The following is a 24,401-nucleotide window of genomic DNA, read 5'->3' as shown; positions in this document are numbered from 1 at the left end:
GTTGAACATGCCGCGTGACTATCTGAAAAAGGCAACCTTGACGGCGGAGTCTCATGCGACCGAGGTGCATGATACGGTTAAGACTATCCTGTCTGAAATCGAGACCGGAGGCGACGCCAAGGCATTGGAATACGCCGTCAAATTCGACAAGTTCGAAGGCAATGTCCTGATGACCCAGGAGGAGATCGACGCCGCCATCGCCCTGGTGCCCGAGAAGTTGAAGGCCGATATCCGTTTTGCCCATGACAACGTACGCCGCTTTGCCGAGACGCAAAAGGCCACCGTGTCAGATGTCGAGACTGAGATCGTGCCCGGCGTTGTTGCAGGGCAAAAGGCTATCCCGGTTGATGCGGCGGGTTGCTATGTGCCAGGCGGGCGCTACAGCCATGTCGCCAGCGCGATCATGACGGTAACCACGGCCAAGGTGGCCGGGTGTCGCCACATCACCGCGTGCTCTCCACCCCGTCCGGGCGAAGGCGTGGCACCTGCGATCGTCTATGCTGCCCATATTTGCGGGGCCGACAGTATTCTGGCGATGGGCGGTGTGCAGGGCGTGGCCGCGATGACCTATGGCCTGTTTGGCCTGCCACGGGCGAATATCCTCGTGGGTCCCGGCAACCAGTTCGTGGCCGAGGCCAAGCGCATCCTCTACGGCAAGGTAGGCATCGACATGATCGCGGGGCCAACCGACAGCCTGATCCTGGCCGATAAAAGTGCTGATGCCCACGTGGTCGCAACCGATTTGGTCAGTCAGGCCGAACACGGATACAACTCGCCGGTTTGGCTGGTGACGGACGATCGCACTCTGGCTCAGAACGTGATGGAACTGGTGCCGCAATTGATCGACGACCTGCCCGAGCTGAACAGGGAAAATGCCGCCGCCGCTTGGAGAGACTATGCCGAAGTGATCGTCTGCGGTGATCGCGAAGAAATGGCCGCTTGTTCCGATGACTACGCGCCCGAACACCTGACCGTTCAGGCCGAGGATCTCGACTGGTGGTTGGGCCGGCTGACTTGCTATGGTTCGCTGTTTCTGGGTGAAGAGACCACTGTGTCTTATGGCGACAAAGCCACCGGAACCAACCACGTTCTGCCGACCTCTGGCGCGGCCAGCTATACCGGCGGTCTGAGTGTCCATAAGTACATGAAGATCGTGACGTGGCAGCGCGCAACACGGGAAGGGTCCAAACCCATTGCCGTTGCGACAGCGCGGATTTCGCGGCTGGAAGGGATGGAGGGGCACGCACGCGCCGCGGATGTGCGTCTGGCCAAGTATTTTCCGGACGAACAGTTTGATCTGACCGCCGATGGATGACCCGCGCGCTTTGTTTGACCTGACGGGCAGGGTGGCCTGCGTTACCGGGGCAAGTTCGGGGCTGGGTCGGCAGGTTGCGCGCGCGCTTGCTGCCGCAGGCGCGCAGATTGTCGGCGTAGCGCGGCGTGAAGATGCGTTGGCGCAGATGCGGGCCGAGATTGGGTCCGGGGCTGCTTCGGTGGTGGCCGATGTCGCGGACCGAGACGGGATCAATGGCCTGGTCGAAGCTGTGGACGCAAAGTTCGGCGCGCCTGACATTCTGGTCCATGCAGCCGGGATAAACACGCGCGAGGTCGCTGATGATGTAACACCAAACGGGTGGGATGCCACGCTGGCGCTGAACCTCAGCGCGCCTTTTTTTCTAAGTCAGGCCATGGTGCCTGCGATGAGGGTGAAAGGTTGGGGCCGCATTGTAAACTTCGCCTCGCTGCAAACAACGCGCGCTTTTCCCGGTGGTATCGCCTATGGCGCGACGAAGGCGGGTGTCGGGCAATTGACCCGAGCCATGGCCGAGGCATGGTCGCCTTATGGGATTACCGCCAACGCCATTGGTCCCGGGTTCTTTCCCACCGAGCTTACGCAAGCCGTTTTTGACGACCCCGAGCGTTCCAAGCGGAATGCCGCGCAAACCTGCATTGGGCGCAATGGTCGGATGCAGGACATAGATGGGCCGATCTTGTTTTTGTGCTCGCAAGCCTCTGACTATGTAACCGGACAAGTCTTGATGGTGGACGGAGGGTTTACAGCCAAATGAAAGCACTGGTGTACAAAGGCGTGGAGCAGATGGAATTCGGCGATGTCCCAAATTCCGTGCCTGACGCGTCTGAGCATTTGATCCGGGTCGAGGCCGCCGGTATCTGCGGATCGGACATGCACGCCTATCTTGGCCATGATGCGCGTCGTCCGGCCCCTTTGATCCTAGGCCACGAGGCCGCCGGGATGATTGTCGAAGGTTTGCGCGCCGGAGATCGAGTGACGATCAATCCGCTGGTGAACTGCGGTCAATGTCCAGCTTGCGTCGCGGGCCGGGAAAACCTGTGCCCCGATCGTCAAATCATCTCGATGCCGCCGCGGGAAGGGGCCTTTGCGCAGTTTGTCTCGATGCCGGACAGAAATCTGGTTGTTGTACCAGATCATGTCTCGTTCGCCAAAGCCGCTTTGGCGGAACCACTGGCCGTTAGCTGGCACGCGGTACGGCTGGGACTTGAGTCGTTGCATCCGGCGATGTCCCGTAAGGCCCTGGTCATTGGTGGAGGCGCGATTGGATTGGCCGCTGCACTGGCCTTGCGCGCGATGGGGGCCGATGATGTCACCATCACGGAACCCAATGCTTTGCGAAGATCGCATTTGCAGCGCATTGAAGATTTTGAAGTCACGGACGCCGCGATAGGGAACTATTCGCTTGTCATTGATGCCGTGGGGTATGCGGCCACGCGATCTGTTGCATCTGCCGTTGCAGATCCCGGCGGCGTGATTGTTCATGTTGGCCTGGGCGAAGATACCGGCGGTTTGGACGTGCGCCGCATGACCTTGCAGGAAATCACCTTCATCGGCTCGTATACCTACACCGCGCAGGATTTCCGCCAGACTGCCGACGCTATCTTTGACGGGCGGCTTGGCGCGTTGGACTGGGTAGAGGAGCGTGCCTTGGCAGACGGCGCACAGGCATTTCGTGATATCCGCTCTGGTACTGTGGCCGCTCCTAAGATTATCCTGAGACCCTGGGCATAGCCCCGCCACATTTGGAGGCCTCTATGTATAAGAAAGTCCTTGTTCCGATGGCTTTGGATCATGGCCTATCGCAACACACGCTGGATGTTGCGCGCGCATTGACGGAAAACGAAGCCGAGATCATTGCTTTGCACGTTTACGAGATGCCACATGGGTCGGTCAGCGCCTTTCTGGACAAATCCGTTGTTGCCGAAGGGTTTGATCGTGCGCGACTGACATTGCTGAAAAAGGTCGAAGGGTTGTCGGGGGTTAAACCCGTGATCGTCAAAGGTCATACAGCCCGAACAATCATCGATTATGCAGTCGACAATGAGGTGGATTGCATTGTCATCGGTTCTCACAAACCGGGGCTGAGCGACTATTTTCTTGGATCGACAGCTTCACGTGTTGTCCGTCACGCACCTTGCGCTGTTCACGTGCATCGAAGGCAATAGCGGCTTCCGCGCCTAAAGATCCAAGGATACCGAAATGAAATGATGGAACGACCCGGAGAGGATTCCCGGGTCGTTCCATTTCTTGGTTAGCCGCGACGCCTGCGGCGACGCCCGCCGCCCCCTTCGGTTTCACCCCCCCCGGTGTTGAAACTGGGACGGGGCAACGTGACAACCTGTGCCAGTTCCGGGAACGGATCAGTTTTATGCGGGATTGCGTTGGCCGCGACGAAGTGATCCTGGAACTTGGGTTCGATGGCGGTTTCGATTTTCGTGATCTCGCGCACCACGCGTTCAATCTCGGACCGTGCGCCGATATTGCACAGTGCAATACGCGCACCAGTCCCTGCGGCGTTTCCCGCGCTTGAGACCTTGTCCAGCGGCGCATCCGGGATCATCCCCAGAACCATTGCGTGTTTGGTCGAGATATGCGCCCCGAACGCGCCGGCCAGAACCACACGGTCCACGCGGTCGACATCCATCTCATCCATCAGCAGGCGCGCACCGGCATAGAGCGCCGATTTCGCAAGCTGGATGGCGCGAATGTCGCCCTGGGTGACCGTGATGCGCGGGCCGCCTTCAGCGCTGGAATCGTGGATAAGATAGGCATTGGTGCGGCCTTCGGGGACGCAGCGCGCGGTTCCGGTCTGCTCGGCCGAGCCAATCAATCCGCTTTCGTCCAGCAAACCGGCGATACGCATTTCGGCCACGGCTTCGATGATACCGGAACCGCAGATGCCGGTGATGCCCGTGGTGGCGATGTCGAGGTCAAACCCGTCCTCATCCGACCATTTCTCGGACCCGATCACGCTGAAGCGGGGTTCTTTTGTGACAGGGTCAATCTCAATCCGCTCGATGGCGCCAGGCGCGGCGCGCTGGCCGGAACTGATCTGAGCACCTTCAAACGCTGGCCCGGTGGGCGAGGAACAGGCCAGAACGCGGCTGGTGTTGCCCAGCAGGATTTCCGCATTGGTGCCGACGTCCACAATCAACACCAGATCCTCGGATTTGCCTGGCTCTTCCGACAGCGCCACAGCGGCACAGTCCGCACCCACGTGGCCTGCGATGCAGGGCAGTATATAGACCTGCGCACGGGGGTTCATGGTGGTCAGATCCATTTCACGCGCGGGCAGGGACATGCTTTCCGAAGTGGCCAGAGCAAAAGGTGCTTGCCCTAATTCGACCGGATCCAGACCCAACAGCAAATGGTGCATGACCGGGTTACAGACAAACACGGTTTCCACGATCAGTGCAGCGTCGATCTCGGCCTCTTCGGCGATTGAAGTGGTCAGGTCGTTGATCGCCTCGCGCACGGCCCTGGTCATCTCCTGATCGCCGCCCGGGTTCATCATCGAATATGAAACACGGCTCATCAGGTCTTCGCCAAACCGGATTTGCGGATTCATCAGACCCGACGACGCCTTGACCTCACCCGTTTCAAGATCGGTCAGGTGGGCCGCAATCGTGGTCGAACCGAGGTCGATCGCCAGACCATAAAGCCCACCTTCATGCAGGCCGGGCCAGATTTCGACAATGCGGGCGACGTTGTCGTTGTGACCTTTGTGAACGGCCACCGTGACCTCCCACTTCCCCTTGCGCAGAACCGGTTGCAGCTTGGTCAACAGCGACAGATCTGCTGTGATAGCCTCGATCTGCCATTGTTCGCGCAGGGCACGTTCCAACCGCTCCAGATCACCGGTGGGTGAGTGCATGTCGGGTTCTTCGACGACCACGAAATACAGGCGTGTCGCGGGATCCATGGTGATGGCGCGGGCCGCCGCGGCTTTGCGCACAACCTGACGGTGCACTTGACTTTCGGGCGGGACATCGATCACCACATCGCCTTGAACCGACGCCTGACATCCCAGACGACGACCCGGTTTCAGGCCACGCTTTTCGTCATAGCGCTGTTCAACCGCGTTCCATTCGCTCAGCGCGTTTTCGGACACAGTGACGCCATGCTTGGGAAACTCGCCATAGCTTGGGGTGATCTGACACTTGGAGCAGATTCCACGCCCGCCGCAGACCGAATCCAGATCCACGCCCAATTGGCGGGCCGCGGTCAATATCGGGGTGCCGACGGGAAAATGCCCGCGTTTGCCAGAGGGCGTAAAGACGACAAGAGGGTCGGTGGTCATTAGTGACATACCTTTTCATATTCGCGCGTATGTGGCGCAAGATATGATGTTGAGCGGAAAGGGAAAGGGCTATCAGCGGCACGATTTGCTCGGCTTGCGGCGTTTTCTGCGCCACCATAGCCCAGAGTTGCGCTGGGGGGCTTTCCCTTTGGTTCAATCCATGCGATAGCGTCGCCGTCAAACGGGCTTTTGCATGGGGTTATCAGATGCAGATTCGTGAGGCACTCACCTTTGACGACGTTCTCCTGGTTCCGGGCGCATCTTCTGTGCTTCCGGCGACGGCGGATACCACCACGCGTGTGACGCGTGAAATCACCATGAACATCCCGCTGCTGAGCTCAGCTATGGATACCGTGACCGAAGCCCGAATGGCCATCGCCATGGCACAAGCCGGTGGCATCGGGGTCATTCACAAGAACCTTTCGGTTGAAGAGCAAGCCCGTGAAGTGCGGCGGGTCAAGCGGTTTGAATCGGGTATCGTTTACAACCCGGTGACGTTGCGCGCAGATCAGACGCTGGCGGATGCACAGGCTTTGGTGGAACGCTATAACTTCACCGGCTTCCCCGTCGTGGATGCGGAAGGTCGTGTCGTGGGCATTGTGACCAACCGGGACATGCGTTTTGCGACTTCGGACGACACACCGATCAAGGCGATGATGACCGCTGACAATCTGGCCATGCTGCAAGAGCCGGCTGATCTGGAAGAAGCAAAAAGCCTGATGCGGGCCAGACGCATCGAAAAACTGCTTGTGGTAGACCGCCAAGGGAAACTGACCGGTCTTTTGACCTTGAAGGACACAGAACAGGCCGTCCTGAACCCAACCGCTTGCAAAGACCGGCTTGGTCGTTTGCGCGTGGCTGCCGCGACGTCGGTGGGTGATGCGGGCTTTGAGCGGTCCGAACAACTGGTGGATTCCGGTGTCGACATCATTGTGGTCGATACGGCCCATGGCCATTCTCGGGGCGTTCTGGACGCGGTTACACGCGCCAAAACCCTGTCGAACGAGGTCCAGATCATCGCAGGAAACGTTGCCACGGCTGAGGCCACCAAGGCGCTGATCGATGCTGGAGCTGATGCAATCAAGGTGGGCATCGGCCCGGGTTCGATCTGTACCACACGGATGGTGGCGGGCGTGGGTGTACCTCAGTTGACGGCAATCGGAGATTGCGCCGCCGCTGCAGGTGACGTTCCGGTCATCGCGGATGGTGGCATCAAGTTCTCAGGCGATTTTGCCAAGGCGATCGCCGCGGGGGCATCCTGCGCCATGGTCGGTTCGATGATCGCGGGCACCGATGAAAGCCCGGGCGAAGTGATCCTGTATCAGGGTCGGTCGTTCAAGTCCTATCGGGGTATGGGAAGCCTGGGCGCCATGGCGCGCGGGTCGGCGGACCGGTACTTTCAGAAGGACGCGGCCAACGACAAGCTGGTGCCCGAAGGCATTGAAGGGCAGGTGCCCTACAAAGGATCGGCCAGCGCCGTGATCCACCAACTTGTGGGCGGTTTACGGGCTGCGATGGGCTATACCGGCTGTGCGACTGTCGAAGAGATGCGAAAAAACTGCCATTTCGTTAAAATTACCGGCGCGGGCCTGAAGGAAAGCCATGTGCATGACGTTCAGATCACCCGCGAAAGCCCGAATTACCGGGGGATGTGAGAACTTGAGAACCATATACGGCGCTCGAATACGAGCGTCGTTTACGTTTGAAACAGCGAACGGGCTGTTTCGTTACAAGGTATAATTGCAATGACACCCGCCGCCCGCGTTCAGGCATCTATAGAAATTCTGGATGAGATTCTGACCGGAGCTCCGGTGGAAAAGGCGTTGACCGGTTGGGCGCGACGCAGCCGGTTTGCAGGCTCCAAAGATCGCGCGGCCGTACGGGACCATGTTTTCGACGCGTTGCGATGCAGACGGTCATATGCGGCGCTTGGCGGAAGCAATAGCGGTCGCGGATTGATGATCGGGGCGATCCGTGCCTCTGACGCGGATCCGGCCGATTTGTTCACCGGCGACGGCCATGCGCCATTGCCCGTGCAGGATGCAGAGGCAGCGCGGGGTTTTGAAACCGAAGCGGAAAGGTTCGACATCCCGGAATGGCTGTGGCCGCGTTTTACCCAATCTCTGGGCGGCGAAGCGGTGCCATGCGCACAGGCATTGCAGGGTCGGGCAGCCGTTCATCTGCGAGTCAATCTTTTAAAATCGGATGTCGCTAAGGCATCTGAGGCGTTAAAAGGTGAGGGGATTATCGCCCGTCCAACATCTGTGTGTCACACGGCGCTAGAGGTCACGGAAGGCGCGCGACGCATCGCACAAAGCCGGGCCTATGCCGAGGGTCTGGTCGAACTTCAGGATGCCGCGAGTCAGGCTGTCGTCTCAGCGCTGGAGCTAAAGCCGGGAATGCGTGTCCTGGATTATTGCGCAGGCGGTGGTGGCAAGGCACTTGCGCTTGCAGCGAATAAGAGCATCAATGTCTTTGCGCATGACGTAAATCAGGGACGCATGAAAGACATCCCGATCCGAGCGGAGCGGGCAGGGGCCAGAATAACTGTTCTGAACAGTTCAGATCTTGCGGGTTTAACCCCTTTTGATGTGGTTTTGGCGGATGCGCCTTGTTCGGGCAGCGGATCATGGCGGCGAGCGCCTGCCGGAAAATGGGCGTTGACCGAGGAACGTCTGACAGAACTCACGCGCATTCAATCCGGTATTCTTAAGGATATCGCGCCTTTGGTTCGTGCGGGAGGCGTATTGGCCTATGCGTCTTGTTCGGTTCTCGACGATGAAAACAGCGCAGTTGTCACGCGATTTTTGGCACAGCATTCGGGTTGGAATGAAACCTTCCGGAAATCATGGCCGGTTACTGGCCAGTCGGACGGGTTTTTCACGTCACACCTGACATCTTAAGACTTTGGCGAAAGCAACCCAGGGTAGATTGACGCTTGTCGAAATCCGTTAAGCGTGCGTTAACCTATTTAACCTCTACTGCTGCCACCTTTTCGTCTGAGCCTATTTTATGTCTGACACTGCCGTATTTGTTCGAAATCCTTCCCTAGCCAACCTGCCATCAGCCACACGCATCGGTTCACTTTTGTGTCTTGCATTTCTGATCATTTTGACACCGATGACGGGCATTCTGTCGTCGGACTGGAACGCGGGTCTGACAGTTGCAGGTATATCCCTGCTTGTTGTGGCGATCTGCGTCGCGATCAAGGTACATATGGCCAATGTCACCGCACAAAACAATGTGGCGGTCATGAGTGCTTTTGCGGAACACCAAGATGCTCCGTTTGTGGTCGCCAACACATTCGGGGAAGTTCTGACCGCCAACGCGCGGGCCAAGAAAAGGTTCGGGGCAGTACAAGGTATTCCGCTGACCTTGTGTTTGCGGTCCACGTTTTCGAACCCTCAGGCGGTTTTGTTGAGGTTGCAATCTCAAGTTCAATCAAACGGACGCGCGTTTGAAGAGTTTCCGAACGGCGGGAATATATTGTCCGTGACCGCGTTTCGGCTAAGCGCTGATGTATTTTGCTGGCGCTTTCAGGAAGGAGAGGCAGCTGTCAATGCAGAGCTGAGCATACCAGTACTGACAATTGGATACAGGGGTGAAATCCAACACGCAAATTTGGCCGCCACGCGCATGTTCGGCAACGCACCCAACAATATTCAGGACATCTTCTGTGGGGAAGCTCCCGTAAACGGGTCCGTAAACACTGTCCGATCTCGTGATGGGGTGGTGTCAGTCGCAGTGGCAGACCTGTCGCAAACCGGGACCAAACGATGTCTGGGGTTGGTCCCGCTGCTGAAACCCGCCGTGTCAGAGGCCGGGACATCTTTTGCAGATCTTCCGGTTCCAATTCTGAACCTGTCGACAGATGGTACGATCCTCGACACTAACAGATTGGCCGCGAGACTGCTGGGGAAGGATACGCTGAAAGGCACCAATATCGACCAGGTTATGCGGGGACTGCGTATACCTATTCCGGACTGGTTGGCGCGCACAGCGTCTGAAGAGGACGTCCAACGCACGGAGTTTCTGCAGCTGATCCGAGGCGAAAAAGAGGTCTTTGTGCAGGTCACGTTAAGCAAAGTCGTTTCAGACGGCAAAGCGGGGCTGATTGCTGTATTGAATGACGCCACCGAACTGAAAACGCTGGAGGCTCAGTTCGTTCAGGGTCAAAAGATGCAGGCTGTCGGCCAATTGGCCGGGGGTGTGGCGCATGATTTCAACAATCTGCTCACGGCTATCTCGGGTCACTGCGATTTGCTCTTGCTGCGGCATGATCAAAATGACCCGGATTACGGCGATCTCGTTCAGATCAATCAGAACGCAAATCGCGCGGCCGCACTTGTCAGCCAGCTTTTGGCGTTTTCCCGCAAGCAGACCCTCAGACCCGAGGTGCTGGATCTGCGAGATACGATCTCGGACCTGATTCACCTGTTGAACCGGCTGGTCGGTGAGAAAGTTCAACTGACGCTGAGCCACGATCCGGTATTGAAACCGGTGCGCGCCGACAAGCGCCAATTGGAGCAGGTGCTGATGAATCTGGTCGTCAATGCCCGCGACGCGATGGCGGACGGCGGCGAGATCCGCATTGAAACCGAGGTTGTGAATTTATCGCAACCGTTCAGCCGCGATCGGGCAACTGTGCAACCGGGTGAATATGTGACAGTCCGGGTTGTCGACAGTGGAACGGGCATCCCAGCGGACAAGCTGCAGAAGGTGTTTGAACCGTTTTATACAACCAAACGCACGGGTGAGGGCACCGGGCTCGGGCTGTCCACGGTTTATGGCATCGTGAAACAAACGGGCGGCTTCATCTTTGTAGACAGCGTTGTGGGGCGCGGCACTGAATTCACAGTCTTTTTGCCCGTTTGCGTGACCGCAGCCGAGGTTGAGGTCGATGCGCCAAAGCAACCCGAAACGCATTATGCGCGGCAAGGGGAAGGGGTGGTGCTTTTGGTCGAAGACGAAGCTCCGGTCCGTGCCTTTGCAACGCGCGCCTTGCGCTTGAAGGGGTATACCGTGCTTGAAGCGGACTCGGCGGAAGAGGCGTTGAAATTGCTTGAGGATCCAGCGTTGAATGTCGATGTCTTTGTCACCGACGTGGTGATGCCGGGCATGGACGGTCCGACCTGGGTGCGCGAAGCGCAAAAAACACGCCCGGATGCCCGCGTGGTCTTTGTGTCTGGGTACACCGAAGGGGCGTTCGGAGATTCGGGGCCGGATATCGCCAACTCCACCTTCCTGCCGAAACCCTTTTCGCTCAATCAATTGACAGAAGCAGTGTTCCAACAGCTGAATTGACGGGCTCAGAGGGCCGCATCATAGAGCGCAAATTCCGCCGCGTGAGTCTCCCGGAACTGCACCTCGGTCTCTGGCGATAGGCTAAGATCTTTAAGGGGGGATACGTTTTCCTGCTGTAACGCGATCTGCGTGTTCAGACGGGTTTGCAGGAAATCCAGGATCTTGTCCTGATGATCGTATTTAAAAGTAAGGATCGTCCCGGTGCTGCTACTGCGAGTTTGAAAAAACTTGCTCTGGCTGCCGACATCGGCAAAGTCGGGGCGCGGCGACTGCATGTAGGCTTGAACAAACCTATCAAAACTCATGTCGCGAGTGGAACGGGGATGACCCTGCAAATCGTCGCGGCCGCGAAAACGATACCAACTGCCCAGCCAGTCTATCGGTTCACGCACGATGGCTATGATTTCCATTTCGGTGTGGCAGACTTTTTGAAAAATATTCTGAAAAAACCGATCATATCGGCGCACGGTGGCATGTTTCAATTCGGGCGGATGGGTCACGACAAGATCGGCCCGGTCGCGCAACGCTGTATGATACGCTGTGCTGCCGGTCTTGGGAACCGCAAGAAAAGCCAGGCGTTCTTCATAAAAAACTAGCATATATCGCGTTCCGCTTCGACCTGATCTTTTTGGCAGATTGTCGTAAACGACTCTTTAACACAATTGCAGAAGAGTGAGTCTTGTAAGTTTTAGTTGAAATGTTCTCTTTTTGGTCCCATAAGGAACAAGAGGCGAACAAAGCAGCGATTGCCGCCCGTTCAAGGGTGTGACAAAAGGGAAGGCGACAGGACAATGGCGGATCTTCTGACAATGAGCGACAAGAAAAACGCAGACAAGCAAAAGGCGCTCGACAGTGCGCTGGCCCAGATCGAACGGCAGTTCGGAAAAGGCTCGATCATGAAGCTGGGCGAAGGTGCCACGCAGGATATCGAGGCAAGCTCGACCGGTTCGCTGGGGCTGGATATTGCGCTGGGAATTGGAGGTCTGCCAATGGGGCGAATTGTCGAGATTTATGGCCCTGAAAGCTCAGGTAAAACGACGCTGACGCTGCATTGCATTGCAGAGCAGCAAAAGCGCGGCGGTGTCTGTGCATTTGTGGATGCGGAACACGCGCTGGACCCACAATATGCCCGTAAGTTGGGTGTCGATCTGGACGAACTGCTGATTTCGCAGCCTGACACCGGTGAACAGGCGCTTGAGATTACCGATACTTTGGTTCGTTCAGGTGCAGTGAATATGGTCGTCGTCGACTCGGTTGCGGCGTTGACGCCGAAATCCGAGCTTGAAGGCGATATGGGCGACAGCAGTGTTGGCGTTCAGGCCCGCCTGATGAGCCAGGCGATGCGGAAACTAACGGGTTCGATCAGCCGCTCGAATTGCATGGTCATCTTTATCAACCAGATCAGGATGAAGATCGGCGTCATGTTTGGCAGCCCCGAAACCACTACTGGTGGTAACGCACTGAAATTCTATAGCTCGGTTCGTCTAGACATCCGCCGTATCGGTGCGATCAAGGACCGGGACGAGGTTGTCGGCAACCAGACCCGCGTCAAGGTCGTGAAGAACAAGGTGGCACCTCCGTTTAAGCAGGTCGAATTCGACATCATGTATGGCGAAGGCATTTCGAAAATGGGTGAGTTGCTGGATCTGGGTGTCAAAGCAGGCGTGGTTGAAAAGTCAGGCTCATGGTTCAGCTATGGCGATGAACGGATCGGGCAGGGGCGTGAGAACGCTAAACAATACCTGCGTGACAATAGCCGTATTGCGCTGGACATCGAAGACAAGATTCGCGCCGCTCATGGGCTGGAATTTGACATGCCTCCGGGTGCCGCCGAGGATGATGACATCCTCGAAGCCTGACAGCCGCTGACGAGAGCTTCGGAAGCTCTCCGGTTTCCGGTTGTAAATTGAAAAGACTATGAAAGAGGCGGTCCATCGGGCCGCCTTGTTTCGTTCCGGGGCGCCTCCACTGTGGACACTGCTCGGACAGGGGGATAAACCTGCGGAGACCAAGATTTTTGCGCGCCGAGAGAGCCCTATGCCAACCCTGAACGATATCCGATCGACCTTTCTGAACTACTTTGAAAAACAGGGGCATGAGGTTGTGGCATCCAGCCCGCTGGTGCCGCGCAACGACCCGACACTGATGTTCGTGAACTCGGGCATGGTCCAGTTCAAGAACCTGTTCACCGGCTTGGAGACCCGCGACTACACACGCGCCACAACAGCGCAGAAATGTGTGCGTGCAGGCGGAAAACACAATGACCTGGACAATGTGGGCTATACCGCGCGCCACCACACGTTTTTCGAGATGTTGGGCAATTTCTCGTTCGGTGATTACTTCAAGTCCGAGGCGATCCCGTTCGCCTGGAACCTGATTACCAAGGAATTCGGCATCGACAAAAGCCGCCTGTTGGCCACGGTCTATCACACCGATGACGAGGCGTTTGAAATCTGGAAAAAGGTCGGCGTGCCGGAAGATCGGATCATCCGTATCGCCACCAACGATAATTTTTGGCAGATGGGCCCGACCGGTCCTTGTGGCCCGTGTACTGAGATTTTCTATGACCATGGCGATCACATCTGGGGCGGCCCTCCGGGGTCTGCTGAAGAAGACGGTGACCGGTTCATTGAAATCTGGAACGTCGTCTTCATGCAGAACGAACAGTTCGAAGACGGCTCGATGGTCGAGCTGGATATGCAGTCCATTGACACTGGTATGGGGCTGGAACGGATCGGAGCGTTGCTGCAGGGCAGCCATGACAATTATGACACCGACCTGTTTAAAACCCTGATCGAAGCGTCTGCGGATGCGACCGGTGTGGATCCTTTTGGTGATCAGAACGTGCATCATCGCGTCATTGCAGACCACCTGCGGTCGACATCGTTCCTGATTGCGGATGGGGTCATGCCCAGCAATGATGGGCGCGGTTATGTTCTGCGCCGGATCATGCGCCGCGCCATGCGCCATGCGCACCTGTTGGGTGCCAAGGATCCCGTCATGCACCGTCTTGTGCCAACTCTGGTACAGCTGATGGGTGGGCATTACTCGGAACTGACGCAGGCCCAGCCCCTGATTGAAGAGACCTTGTTGCTTGAAGAAACCAAGTTCAAGCAAACGTTGGATCGCGGTTTGAAACTGCTGGATGACGAGGTTGCGGGACTTGCCGAGGACGCGCCTTTACCGGGTGCCGCGGCCTTCAAACTCTATGATACATATGGCTTCCCACTGGACCTGACTCAGGATGCGTTGCGCGAAAAGGGTCGAGCTGTTGATACCGAAGGGTTTGATTCCGCAATGGCCGAACAAAAGGCCAAGGCGCGGGCAGCATGGGCCGGTTCTGGCGAAGCTGCGGATCAAGCCGTGTGGTTTGATGTGTTGGATTCGGCAGGTGCGACGGATTTCCTGGGCTATGAGACTGAGAAGGCTGAAGCTCAGGTTGCTGCTTTGATTGTAGACGGCGCTTTGGTGGACACAATCAACGCTGGGGAAAACGGTTGGGTAGTCGTAAACCAGACCCCATTTTATGGCGAGGCCGGTGGTCAGATCGGTGATACCGGTGAATTGCGCCGTGTCGACGATCGCGATGACCTCAGCCGAGTAGAGGATACCAGGAAGTTTGCCGACGGCAAAGTCTATGCGCATAAAGTGTCGGTCGAAAACGGCACGCTGTCCAAGGGGGACGCGGTCGAGCTTGAGGTGGATCATGCCCGCCGGTCGGCCATTCGCGCCAACCACTCGGCCACCCACCTGCTGCACGAAGCGCTGCGAGAAGCTCTGGGGGATCACGTGGCGCAGCGTGGCTCGCTGAATGCAGCGGATCGTCTGCGTTTCGACTTCAGCCATTCCAAAGCATTGAGCCATGATGAAATTCAGAAGGTCGAGCGCGAAGTGAACAGCTTCATCCGCCAGAACTCAACCGTCGAAACCCGGATCATGACACCGGATGATGCGCGGGAACTGGGGGCACAGGCGTTGTTTGGTGAGAAGTACGGCGATGAGGTCCGTGTTGTCTCGATGGGCAAAGCCCCTACGGGTAAGGGTCAGGATGGTGAAACCTGGTCAATCGAACTGTGCGGGGGAACTCATGTGCGCCGGACCGGGGATATCGGTACGTTTGTCTTGCTGGGGGACAGCGCCAGCAGTGCCGGTGTGCGCCGGATCGAAGCGCTGACCGGAGATGAGGCCAACCGTTACCTCTCGGCTCAAGATCACCGGCTGGCTCAGATTGCGCTGGAACTGAAGGCACAACCGGATGACGTGGTCGCCCGGGTTAAGAGCCTGTTGGATGAGCGCAAGTCATTGCAGAACGAAGTGGCTCAGCTGCGCCGCGATCTGGCCATGGCCGGCGGGGCCGGGCAGGGCGGTGGGGCCGAGGCGCGTGATATCAATGGCGTTAAATTCCTGGCGCAAGCCCTCAACGGTGTGTCAGGCAAGGATCTTCCAGCGCTGATCGATGAACACAAGACGCGTCTTGGATCAGGTGCTGTTCTTCTTATTGCAGATACAGGCGGCAAGGCTGCGGTCGCAGCTGGTGTGACCGAGGACCTGACGGGAACCGTTTCGGCGGTGGATCTGGTCAAAGCGGCCGTGGTTGAATTGGGCGGCAAGGGCGGCGGTGGCCGACCTGATATGGCCCAGGGTGGCGGCAAGGACGCATCGAATGCGGATGCTGCGATCAAGGCCGCAGAACAGATATTGGGAGGATAAGATGGCTGCACTTTGGATTGCACATGTTACTGTAACGGACGCCGATGCATATGGAAAATATGCCGAGCTGGCAGGACCAGCCTTAGCTAAGTACGGTGGTGAGTTCATCGCGCGTGCTGCACGCTATGTTCAGTTGGAAGGCAAAGAACGGCCACGCAACGTGGTCGCCCGATTCCCCTCGCTTGAGGCAGCGGTCGAGTGTTACAACTCGGATGATTACCAACAGGCGCTGAATTATGCCCGCAATGCTAGCGAGAGAGAGCTGCTTGTGGTTGAGATCACTGAATAGTTATCGCACAGACCGCCTTTGGGCTGGTTTCAGCGATTTTCAGCTTATACGCCCTTACCACACACTAAGAATGGCCTGCGATCTGCGGGCCTTCGTATTTTTGGTTCTTTAACAAACGCTTGCCATGAGATTCTAAAGTTCCTTTTTCAAAGGTGCTGCCTGGAAATGTGGCAGAGTCGTCCTAATTCCCGCCCGAAATTGTCAAATTACAGAACGAATTTTCGCCCTTTTTCCTCGGCACGTTCGAGATGATTGCGACTGAGGCCCTTTCGCGAATAGTTTCAAGAAGCGGAATGTGGGTCTGCAGTATCGGCAATCTATTGGATGATACTGGATCGGGGAATGGGCATGATGTCATTGGTCAAAACGGTCGGCTACCGAGTTACCGGAGTTTTGTCAGCTTCAGTCTGCGCGATTGGCATGGCAGCGGCAGTCATGGCAAGTAGCTTTGTCGCGACTGAAGCGCATGCCTCTGAAGGTCGATTTATTCCCACCGTAACATCCTCACCACCGCCAACCGGGGCAAGAAACCTGTGCCGCCAATATAGTTGGGCGTGTACTGCGGCACGATCTTCGACACTGACCATTCAATCCGAAATGCAGTTAGTGAAAGAGATTAACCGGCGGGTGAATGTCTCAACGCGCGACGTGACGGATCAGTCGCAGTACAAGACGCGCGAGCTTTGGGCGCTCCCAACGGCCAGAGGTGGGGATTGTGAAGACTTTGCGTTGTTGAAGAAAAGAGACCTCATCCACGCCGGAGTGGATCCAAGCAAGCTCTTTATTGCTACGGTTCTGGATACGCGCCGGACTGCTCATGCGGTTTTGATCTATCGTTCGACGCAGGGCGACTTGGTCTTGGACAACCTGACCAACCGCATCAAACCATGGTCCAAGACTCGGTATTTATTCCTTCGCATGCAGGACCCTAAAAAACCCGGTCGTTGGGTTGGTGTCTACGGAAGCAGCTGAAAACCGGTCGCTTTGAAAGCTAGGTGGGCACAGTTTTGACTGCGCCCACTTTTTTCGTTGCTGGATTTGGTATCCAAGTCTTCATCGCAACTGCATACTCGGCCTGACGGTTCTCGGAACCGTTGTCTCAAATAGACCGCCAGTTACCGCAGCACGTACACTTATGCCGCTGCCAACTGTCAGCGCAGTTCTTCAGGCTCTTCGCGCTCAGGTTCTTCCTGATCGGGTTCTTCGCGTTCAGGCTCTTCCTGATCGGGCTCTTCGCGCTCAGGTTCTTCCTGATCGGGCTCTTCGCGCTCAGGTTCTTCCTGATCGGGCTCTTCGCGTTCAGGCTCGCCTCGATCGGGCTCGTCACGTTCAGGCTCGCCTCGATCGGGCTCTTCACGTTCAGGCTCGCCCTGGTCGGGATCACCGCCCCGAGGAGAGTCATTTCCATCAGGGGCGCTGTTTCCACCGGGATTGTTTGTGCCTCCGGGGGTGCCGCCGGTGTCACCTTCTTGGGACGGCCCATCACCCGACCGGGAGTCCGACGATCCGGTCGACGCCGTCGGAAGGTCTGTCAGCAAGTCGGCCAGCGGAGAACACTCAGCCCCCAGCCGCGCAACGATCTGGTCAAAATCTGCGCGACGCTGAATATAACGCAACATTCCGGATGTAACACTATCGCATTCGCACAGGACCCCAGGAGACCCAGCAGACTGGCGAGCGGTTTTTACTGTACACGCTCCGCTTGCAAGGGCTTCGGTCATGGGCGCGACGACAAATGCTGTTGCGGCCAAAAAAACTGGCAACTTAAGGGAAGGAACAACCATCATTAACTCCTCGGAACTCGGTACCTTTTATGTTCATCTCTATGCACCGTGTGGACGCTGGTGTGAGTGAACATCGTCACACTTCCGGCATATTTACACCTTGCCTTTGTCGCAATCGCAAGATGTGGATTGAGAGAGCTACTGGGAATTAATGCAATTTAAAGAAGAAATTATAGTAATTACAATAAAAAGCCGGGCGCAATGCCCGGCTTTCGATTTTGCGTTTTTTGATCAGCTGGAAGCAAATATGCCACAGTTGCGCCATTGTTTCCAATTGAAACAGATTCAGGCGCAGGTTGATCAGGCCGATTTCGCCATCCGTTTGCGTTCGTGCGGGTCCAGAAAGCGTTTGCGCAGCCGCACTGCGTTTGGCGTCACCTCGACCAACTCGTCGTCATCGATATAGGCAATCGCCTCTTCCAAGGAGAACCGAATGTGGGGCGTCAGGCGTACTGCATCGTCCGAACCGCTGGCGCGGACGTTGGTCAGTTTCTTGCCTTTGAGCGGATTCACTTCCAGATCATTGTCGCGAGAATGCTCTCCGATCACCATGCCCTGATAGACATCTGTCTGAGGGCTTACAAACATGCGGCCACGCTCTTCCAGGTTCCAGAGCGCATAGGCCACGGCCTGACCGTTCTCCATTGAGATCAGAACGCCTGCGCGACGGCCCGGGATTTGACCTTTGTGCGGTGCCCAATCATGGAACACGCGGTTCAGAACGCCGGTTCCACGTGTGTCGGTCAGGAATTCACCGTGATAGCCAATCAGCCCGCGCGACGGGACATGTGCGATGATGCGCGTCTTGCCAGTACCGGCAGGGCGCATTTCGGCAAGTTCACCCTTGCGGGCACCCGTGATCTTTTCGATGACCGAGCCTGAATACTCATCATCGACGTCGATTGTGACTTCCTCGATCGGCTCCAGCCGCTGACCATTTTCCTCTCGGAACAGAACCTGCGGGCGCGAGATGCTGAGCTCGAAACCCTCACGGCGCATGTTCTCGATCAGAACGCCCATCTGCAATTCGCCGCGTCCAGCGACTTCAAAGGCTTCACCGCCCGGAGTGTCGGTGATGCGGATTGCAACGTTCGACTCGGCTTCTTTCATCAGGCGGTCACGGATGACGCGCGACTGAACCTTTTTTCCATCGCGGCCAGCCAGCGGTGAATCATTGATGCCAAAGGTCACGGTGATGGTCGGCGGGTCGATGGGCTGTGCGGGCAGCGCCTCTTCCACTTGTGGGGCGACCAGCGAATCCGCCACGGTGGCCTTGCTCATGCCTGCGATGGTCACGATGTCACCAGCTTCGGCGACGTCGATGGGCTGCTGCCCCAAACCGCGGAAGGCCAGGATTTTCGAGGCCCGGAAGTTTTCGATCAGCGTGCCATCCCGGCTAAGCGCCTTCAGGCTGTCGCCCGCTTTCAGTGTTCCGCTTTCTACGCGACCAGTCAGGATGCGGCCGATGAACGGGTCGCTGCCAAGTGTGGTGGCCAGCATCCGGAACGGTTCGCTTTTTTGATCAATTTGCTTGGGGGCAGGGACGTGATCGACGATCAGATCGAACAGAGCGCTCAGGTCTTTACGGGGGCCGTCAAGTTCCATGTCAGCCCAGCCAGAGCGGCCAGACGCGTACATCGCCGGGAAGTCGAGCTGGTCGTCATCAGCGCCAAGGTTGGCGAACAGGTCGAAACATTCGTCCAGGGCGCGGTCAGGCTCGGCATCGGGCTTGTCGACCTTGTTCAGAACAACGATCGGGCGCAGGCCCAACGCGAGCGCCTTGGAGGTTACAAACTTTGTCTGCGGCATTGGACCTTCGGCAGCGTCAACCAGCAAGACAACACCATCGACCATGCTGAGGATTCGTTCGACTTCGCCGCCGAAATCGGCGTGGCCTGGCGTGTCGACGATGTTGATACGCGTATCTTTCCACTCGACAGACGTCGCTTTGGCCAGAATGGTGATACCGCGTTCGCGTTCCAGATCGTTGCTGTCCATGGCGCGTTCCGCCACGGCCTGGTTTTCCCGGAACGCACCGGATTGTTTGAGCAGCTCATCCACCAGGGTCGTTTTGCCGTGGTCCACGTGAGCGATGATTGCGATATTGCGCAGGTCCATGAGAGGTCAGCCTTTGAACGGGAAGTTGCCGCGCGCATAACGCGGCGCGACAAAATATACCAGCCCTAACCGAGGATCAGTGGCCGGCAGTCTTCGAAAACAGGTGAATGATCAGAATTCCAGCCAGAATCATGGTCAGTCCAAACACCGCAGGCCAATCCAGTTTTTGCCCGAAAACCAGGAACCCGATGAGGGCGATAAAAAAGATACCCAGCCCGGACCAGATTGCATAGACGATGCCCACGGGCATGGATTTTAGGGTCAGTGCCAGCAAATAAAAAGCAACACCATAGCCCAAAACAACAAGAACGGACGGCCAAAACCGGGTGAATTGCTGGCTGGCCTGCAGGGCGGTTGTGCCGATGGTTTCCGCCAAAACGGCCAGCAACAGAAACAGGTAAGCTTGAGGCATTATGGTCTTTCGGGAGTTTTGTGGTGTCATCGCCTTGAACACAGAATTCGCGAAAAAGGCAAGAACAGTCTCACATCTTAACTTCCGTTGGGTCAGGTATACCTTACTATTCCCGACTTAGAATAAGTGTAAGATATACCTCATATTTTATGAATTGTTAAAGAGTATTGTTCGATGACGAAATTCGCGAAATCGATCGTTTTTGTTTCTGGTCTGATAGTGGCAATTGGGTGGCTTGCTGACGGGGGGTCCGTCAAAAATGAAGCAGCCATTGTGGTTCAACAGTTTGATGGTAGTCGTGTTTTTTAACGCCACTCAGAACCAAGAAGGAAAAAGGAGCCTTTGGGCTCCTTTTTTCGTTAAGCGTCTAACGGTGTAACGTCGCAACTCTGGAAATGCATCACAAGTTGGGGCTGAAGCCAATTCCAAAGTGCCGGTGCCCCACCTGTTATGGCAGGACGCACGCGCGCTTCGAGCTGGGAATAGGTGACATTGTAGTCCACCCAAGAACCGCCGCCGGTTTCCAGATTTGCAATCGGTGTCTGAAACCGGTCCACAGCTTTTGCAAACTGGGCATCCGCACTTTCTGCGGCTTCAAACTCTTGCCATAAGTCTTTGAAAAAACTTCTCTGTGCATCCGGCAACAAACCAAACAACCGCTGTGCCGCGGCTTGTTCCTTGGCCTCTTGGGCGGCATGATCCACTTGCCCGTGAATTGGGTGATCTCCGGCATCGATTTCAACAACATCATGCAACAAGAGCATCTGAAGCGCGCGATCCATCCGAATCTCAGAATGCGCGTGTTCGGCCAAAACCCAAGCATACAGCATGATGTGCCACGAATGCTCGGCAGAGTTTTCGAACCGATCACCCGCCATCAGACGCGACGCGCGCAAGATCGATTTCAACTGGTCCGCTTCAGTCAGAAACTCAAGCCGCGTTGTGAACGCGTTGTCTTGCGTTTCAGATCCGGTCAGTAGGTTGGTGGCATGGTGGTAGGCCAGCGGGAAGACCTGCGCGAGATAGGCGGCGCGACCACCGTCCAGATTGGCGCGCGCAATTTTCACGTGGTCCGGGTGAGGATCAGAAGCGCACAGAACCTGAAACAGCGGCTGACACCGATCCAGGATCTTGGCAAACCGCGCATCTGGCGTCCGATCCGCCTCGAACTCCTGCCACAAAGTTAGGAACGTTTGTGCCTGATCCTTTGGCAGCAAGCCGAACAGCTCTGACGCGGCAGCCTGTTCCGCATCAGCCAGATGATCCCAGTCGGTTTCCAAGTGGATCGGATGGTCGCCTACAACGATCTCGACGAGATCATGCAGCAGCAACATACGGATGACGCGGTCAATTGATACATCTGGCTCGGCCAAGGGGGCCATAACCAAAGCCCACAATGCAAGATGCCAGCTGTGTTCGGCAGAATTCTCGAGCCGGGATTGATCGATCAGAACATTTGCCCGCTCAACCATTTTCAGCATGTCGGCCCGTTTCAAAAACGCAATTTGCGCCGACAAGCGATCCGTCATTGTTTTTCTATCGCTTTTTGTTTCGAGCGATGCGCGGTCAGGCGCTTGATCACAAACTGTCTGGCTTTGCGTTCGGCCAGCCGCACGCGGATCTCGGTCAAGAACGCCTCTTCCAGCGATTGTGACGCGGCCCCAAGAACTTCGCCGACCTCAACGAAAAAACGGTCTTCCCCGGTTTCATCCATAACCTTCATCGTGTCTTCGGCCAGTTTGGCCGCAAGAGATATGATGGTGTCAGACATCAGCGGGTGGTCTCGGTCAGGCGGCGCTTCACATAGTCGCTGACATCCGTGATGAGCGTGTCCATGTGGCGATCTTGGAAGAAGTGATCCGCGCCCTCAACCTCGGTATGAGTGATCGTGATGCCCTTTTGCTCATGCAGCTTGTTCACCAACGAGGTGGTGTCTGCCGGAGGGGCCACGCGGTCAGCTGATCCGTTGATGATCAGGCCCGAAGACGGGCAGGGGGCCAGGAACGAAAAGTCATACATGTTGGCTGGTGGCGACACGCTGATGAAGCCAGTGATTTCTGGGCGGCGCATCAGCAACTGCATTCCGATCCAAGCCCCGAACGAAAACCCGGCAACCCAGCAGTGTTTCGAGTTGTTGTTCATTGATTGCAGGTAATCCAGCGCCGAGGCCGCATCGCTCAGTTCACCCACGCCTTGGTCATACTCGCCCTGACTGCGACCCACGCCGCGGAAGTTAAAGCGCAACACGGTGAAGCCCATGTTGTAGAAGGCATAGTGCAAGTTGTAGACCACCTTGTTGTTCATGGTCCCGCCAAATTGAGGATGTGGGTGAAGCACGATTGCGATCGGTGCGTCTTTTTCCTTTTGCGGGTGGTAGCGGCCTTCCAGGCGGCCTTCGGGTCCGGGAAAAATCACCTCGGGCATGTGTGCTTTGGTCCTGTCTTTTTCGTACGGGTGCCCGGATATACTTGACGATAATCGTCGGGCACCTTAGAACGGTTCTAATTACATTGCTTGGCGCTATTTGCGCTGTCAGTCGGAGATACGCACTGGCAGCGTCGGCGTCAATGATTTCGCGCAAATCCTGCAAAGAAGGGGCTAAATATGAAGCTGTCGACCAAAGGCCGATATGCGATGGTTGCCTTGGCAGATATTGCGTTGCAGCCAACCGACCGTCTTGTGACCCTTGGCGAGATCTCGGAACGCCAGGACGTGTCGCTGCCTTATCTGGAACAGCTTTTTGTCAAACTGCGCAGGGCCGAGCTGGTTTCCTCGGTACGCGGACCGGGTGGTGGATATCGCCTAGCGCGCCCTGCGTCTGAAATCCGTGTGGTTGAGATTCTGGCAGCCGTGGATGAAACGGTGGATGCCTTGCAAAAAGGGGCCGGAGCTTCGGGTGCATCCTCAGGTAGCCGGGCGCAATCGCTGACCAATCGTCTTTGGGAAAGCCTCAGCGCGCATGTTTATGTGTTCTTGCATCAGACGCGCCTGTCCGATGTGATCAAGAACGATCTCGCCCCATGCCCCGCAGTGCCGAGCCTTTTCTCGGTCGTAGACGATTAATACGAATAGGCGGAACAGGCATATGAAATCCGTTGGCAAAAAGATGCATCCATGAATCGTGTTTTTTTAGATCATAACGCAACAACACCGCTGCGCCCCGAGGCGCGAGAGGCGATGATTGCGGCGATGGATGTATGCGGAAATCCGTCTTCTGTTCACGCCGAAGGCCGTGCTGCTAAGGCACTTGTTGAACGCGCGCGGGCACAGGTTGCAACGGCATTTGGTGCCGATGGGGCAGATATCATTTTCACATCTGGGTCGACCGAAGGCGCTGCGCTGACATTGGCCGGGCGTAACCTGCACGGCGCGGCAGTCGAACATGATGCGGTAAGAGCTTGGATCAATGAAGGTCTTCCAGTTTCCGCGACCGGAGAGGTTCTGATTTCAGTGCCGGGCGATTCGACCCTTCAATTGGCGAATTCCGAGACAGGCATCGTTCAAACACTGCCACCTGGCTTAGCGGTGACGGATGCCACTCAGGCATTTGGAAAGTTGCCGATTGCGTTTAACTGGATGTATGCGCAGATGGCGCTGGTGTCCGCGCATAAACTGGGCGGGCCGAAAGGCGTTGGTGCCGTTGTGATGAAGCGCGGTACTGATCTGCCAGCGCAGATCAAGGGGGGCGGCCAAGAAATGGGGCGTCGATCTGGTACCGAAAATGTCATTGGAATCGCGGGCTTCGGGGCCGCAGCTGAAGCTGCGGCACGGGACTTGGCCAACGGCGTTTGGGAGCAGATCGAAGAATTTAGAAATATTCTAGAAAACGCTCTTGAGGCCGCTGTAAAATCACCTATTTTTGTCGGGAAAGGGCGGCAACGCCTGCCGAACACCCTGTGTTTTGTTGCGCCTGGTTGGAAGGGCGAAACCCAGGTCATGCAGATGGACCTGTCGGGATTCGCGATCAGTGCGGGCTCTGCCTGTTCCAGCGGCAAGGTTCGTGCCAGCGCGGTTCTCACCGCAATGGGCTATGACGAGGTGACAGCCAGCAGCGCTATTCGCGTGTCGCTGGGCCCTCGGACAACGGAAGAAGATGTGCTGCGTTTCGCCGAAACGTGGCTTGAGAAAGAGAAAAAGCATCGCGCGCGTGCCGCGTGATCTGACGGAGG

General features: G+C 56.7%; 21 protein-coding genes. 13 read left to right on the top strand and 8 right to left on the bottom strand.

Annotated elements, in window-relative coordinates; translation table 11 throughout:
* Positions 1 to 7: 7 nt before the first annotated feature.
* From hisD to ALB80_RS03060, 4 genes are read left to right on the top strand one after another with little or no spacing between them, the layout of a single operon-like run.
* On the top strand, positions 8 to 1,315 hold the full coding sequence (gene hisD / locus ALB80_RS03075) for a histidinol dehydrogenase (RefSeq protein ID WP_050602526.1): 1,308 nt from the start codon (positions 8 to 10) through the stop codon (positions 1,313 to 1,315).
* Positions 1,308 to 2,069, top strand: coding sequence for an SDR family NAD(P)-dependent oxidoreductase (locus ALB80_RS03070; RefSeq protein ID WP_050602525.1), 762 nt, complete (start codon positions 1,308 to 1,310; stop codon positions 2,067 to 2,069). Before hisD ends, ALB80_RS03070 begins: the two co-directional genes overlap by 8 nt.
* Complete coding sequence (locus ALB80_RS03065; protein WP_050602524.1) at positions 2,066 to 3,046, top strand: alcohol dehydrogenase catalytic domain-containing protein; 981 nt, start codon at positions 2,066 to 2,068, stop codon at positions 3,044 to 3,046. The genes ALB80_RS03070 and ALB80_RS03065 overlap by 4 nt, the downstream gene beginning before the upstream one ends.
* A 23-nt stretch (positions 3,047 to 3,069) precedes the next feature.
* A complete protein-coding gene (locus ALB80_RS03060) occupies positions 3,070 to 3,480 on the top strand; it encodes a universal stress protein (RefSeq protein WP_050602523.1) in 411 nt (136 codons plus the stop codon).
* A gap of 86 nt (positions 3,481 to 3,566) precedes the next feature.
* Here the strand turns inward: ALB80_RS03060 and ALB80_RS03055 are convergent, their stop codons facing one another.
* Positions 3,567 to 5,615, bottom strand: coding sequence for an ASKHA domain-containing protein (locus ALB80_RS03055; protein WP_050602522.1), 2,049 nt, complete (start codon positions 5,613 to 5,615; stop codon positions 3,567 to 3,569).
* A 206-nt stretch (positions 5,616 to 5,821) separates the two neighbouring features.
* Between ALB80_RS03055 and guaB the strand changes: the two genes are divergently transcribed.
* From guaB to ALB80_RS03040, 3 genes are all read left to right on the top strand, one after another.
* Positions 5,822 to 7,270, top strand: a complete 1,449-nt coding sequence (gene guaB / locus ALB80_RS03050) for an IMP dehydrogenase (protein WP_050602521.1) — start codon at positions 5,822 to 5,824, stop codon at positions 7,268 to 7,270.
* A 90-nt stretch (positions 7,271 to 7,360) separates the two neighbouring features.
* The gene (locus ALB80_RS03045) at positions 7,361 to 8,518 is read left to right on the top strand and encodes an RsmB/NOP family class I SAM-dependent RNA methyltransferase (protein WP_050602520.1); all 1,158 of its coding nucleotides are present in this window, start codon (positions 7,361 to 7,363) and stop codon (positions 8,516 to 8,518) included.
* Between the two features lie 109 nt (positions 8,519 to 8,627).
* Positions 8,628 to 10,919 carry an ATP-binding protein gene (locus ALB80_RS03040; protein WP_050602519.1) on the top strand — a complete coding sequence of 764 codons (2,292 nt, stop codon included), beginning with the start codon at positions 8,628 to 8,630 and terminating at the stop codon, positions 10,917 to 10,919.
* A gap of 5 nt (positions 10,920 to 10,924) precedes the next feature.
* Here the strand turns inward: ALB80_RS03040 and ALB80_RS03035 are convergent, their stop codons facing one another.
* Positions 10,925 to 11,518 (bottom strand): sulfotransferase family 2 domain-containing protein, encoded by a 594-nt coding sequence (locus ALB80_RS03035; RefSeq protein ID WP_050602518.1) that lies wholly within the window; start codon positions 11,516 to 11,518, stop codon positions 10,925 to 10,927.
* Positions 11,519 to 11,710: 192 nt separating this feature from the next.
* On the opposite strand from ALB80_RS03035, the gene recA reads away from it, so the two are divergent.
* From recA to ALB80_RS03015, 4 genes are all read left to right on the top strand, one after another.
* A complete protein-coding gene (gene recA / locus ALB80_RS03030; RefSeq protein WP_050602517.1) occupies positions 11,711 to 12,778 on the top strand; it encodes a recombinase RecA in 1,068 nt (355 codons plus the stop codon).
* Positions 12,779 to 12,956: 178 nt separating this feature from the next.
* A complete protein-coding gene (gene alaS / locus ALB80_RS03025; protein ID WP_050602585.1) occupies positions 12,957 to 15,629 on the top strand; it encodes an alanine--tRNA ligase in 2,673 nt (890 codons plus the stop codon).
* 1 nt (position 15,630) lies between these two features.
* On the top strand, positions 15,631 to 15,918 hold the full coding sequence (locus ALB80_RS03020) for a DUF1330 domain-containing protein (protein WP_050602516.1): 288 nt from the start codon (positions 15,631 to 15,633) through the stop codon (positions 15,916 to 15,918).
* A 348-nt stretch (positions 15,919 to 16,266) separates the two neighbouring features.
* Positions 16,267 to 16,890 (top strand): transglutaminase-like cysteine peptidase, encoded by a 624-nt coding sequence (locus tag ALB80_RS03015; RefSeq protein ID WP_253276803.1) that lies wholly within the window; start codon positions 16,267 to 16,269, stop codon positions 16,888 to 16,890.
* Positions 16,891 to 17,069: 179 nt separating this feature from the next.
* Here the strand turns inward: ALB80_RS03015 and ALB80_RS03010 are convergent, their stop codons facing one another.
* The 6 genes from ALB80_RS03010 to ALB80_RS02985 form a co-directional block, all read right to left on the bottom strand.
* Positions 17,070 to 17,537 (bottom strand): hypothetical protein, encoded by a 468-nt coding sequence (locus tag ALB80_RS03010; RefSeq protein WP_050602515.1) that lies wholly within the window; start codon positions 17,535 to 17,537, stop codon positions 17,070 to 17,072.
* A 465-nt stretch (positions 17,538 to 18,002) separates the two neighbouring features.
* Positions 18,003 to 19,820: a translational GTPase TypA gene (gene typA, locus ALB80_RS03005; RefSeq protein ID WP_050602514.1), complete on the bottom strand. Its 1,818-nt coding sequence runs from the start codon at positions 19,818 to 19,820 to the stop codon at positions 18,003 to 18,005.
* A 76-nt stretch (positions 19,821 to 19,896) separates the two neighbouring features.
* The gene (locus ALB80_RS03000; protein WP_050602513.1) at positions 19,897 to 20,232 is read right to left on the bottom strand and encodes a multidrug efflux SMR transporter; all 336 of its coding nucleotides are present in this window, start codon (positions 20,230 to 20,232) and stop codon (positions 19,897 to 19,899) included.
* A 359-nt stretch (positions 20,233 to 20,591) separates the two neighbouring features.
* Positions 20,592 to 21,761, bottom strand: a complete 1,170-nt coding sequence (locus ALB80_RS02995) for an HD domain-containing protein (protein ID WP_050602512.1) — start codon at positions 21,759 to 21,761, stop codon at positions 20,592 to 20,594.
* Complete coding sequence (locus ALB80_RS02990; RefSeq protein WP_050602511.1) at positions 21,758 to 22,003, bottom strand: hypothetical protein; 246 nt, start codon at positions 22,001 to 22,003, stop codon at positions 21,758 to 21,760. Before ALB80_RS02990 ends, ALB80_RS02995 begins: the two co-directional genes overlap by 4 nt.
* Entirely contained in the window at positions 22,003 to 22,656 is a 654-nt protein-coding gene (locus tag ALB80_RS02985) for an alpha/beta hydrolase (RefSeq protein ID WP_050602510.1), read from the bottom strand. The genes ALB80_RS02990 and ALB80_RS02985 overlap by 1 nt, the downstream gene beginning before the upstream one ends.
* A gap of 180 nt (positions 22,657 to 22,836) precedes the next feature.
* On the opposite strand from ALB80_RS02985, the gene ALB80_RS02980 reads away from it, so the two are divergent.
* Together ALB80_RS02980 and ALB80_RS02975 are read left to right on the top strand one after the other, a co-directional pair.
* Positions 22,837 to 23,295 (top strand): Rrf2 family transcriptional regulator, encoded by a 459-nt coding sequence (locus ALB80_RS02980; protein ID WP_050602509.1) that lies wholly within the window; start codon positions 22,837 to 22,839, stop codon positions 23,293 to 23,295.
* A gap of 51 nt (positions 23,296 to 23,346) precedes the next feature.
* Positions 23,347 to 24,390: a cysteine desulfurase family protein gene (locus ALB80_RS02975; RefSeq protein WP_050602508.1), complete on the top strand. Its 1,044-nt coding sequence runs from the start codon at positions 23,347 to 23,349 to the stop codon at positions 24,388 to 24,390.
* The last annotated feature ends 11 nt before the right edge of the window (positions 24,391 to 24,401 follow it).

Origin of the sequence: Ruegeria sp. 6PALISEP08 (assembly GCF_001238295.1) — a bacterium.
Lineage (GTDB): Bacteria > Pseudomonadota > Alphaproteobacteria > Rhodobacterales > Rhodobacteraceae > Ruegeria.
Note: the sequence above shows the minus strand (reverse complement) of the source record. Positions and strands in the feature narration are given on the sequence as shown.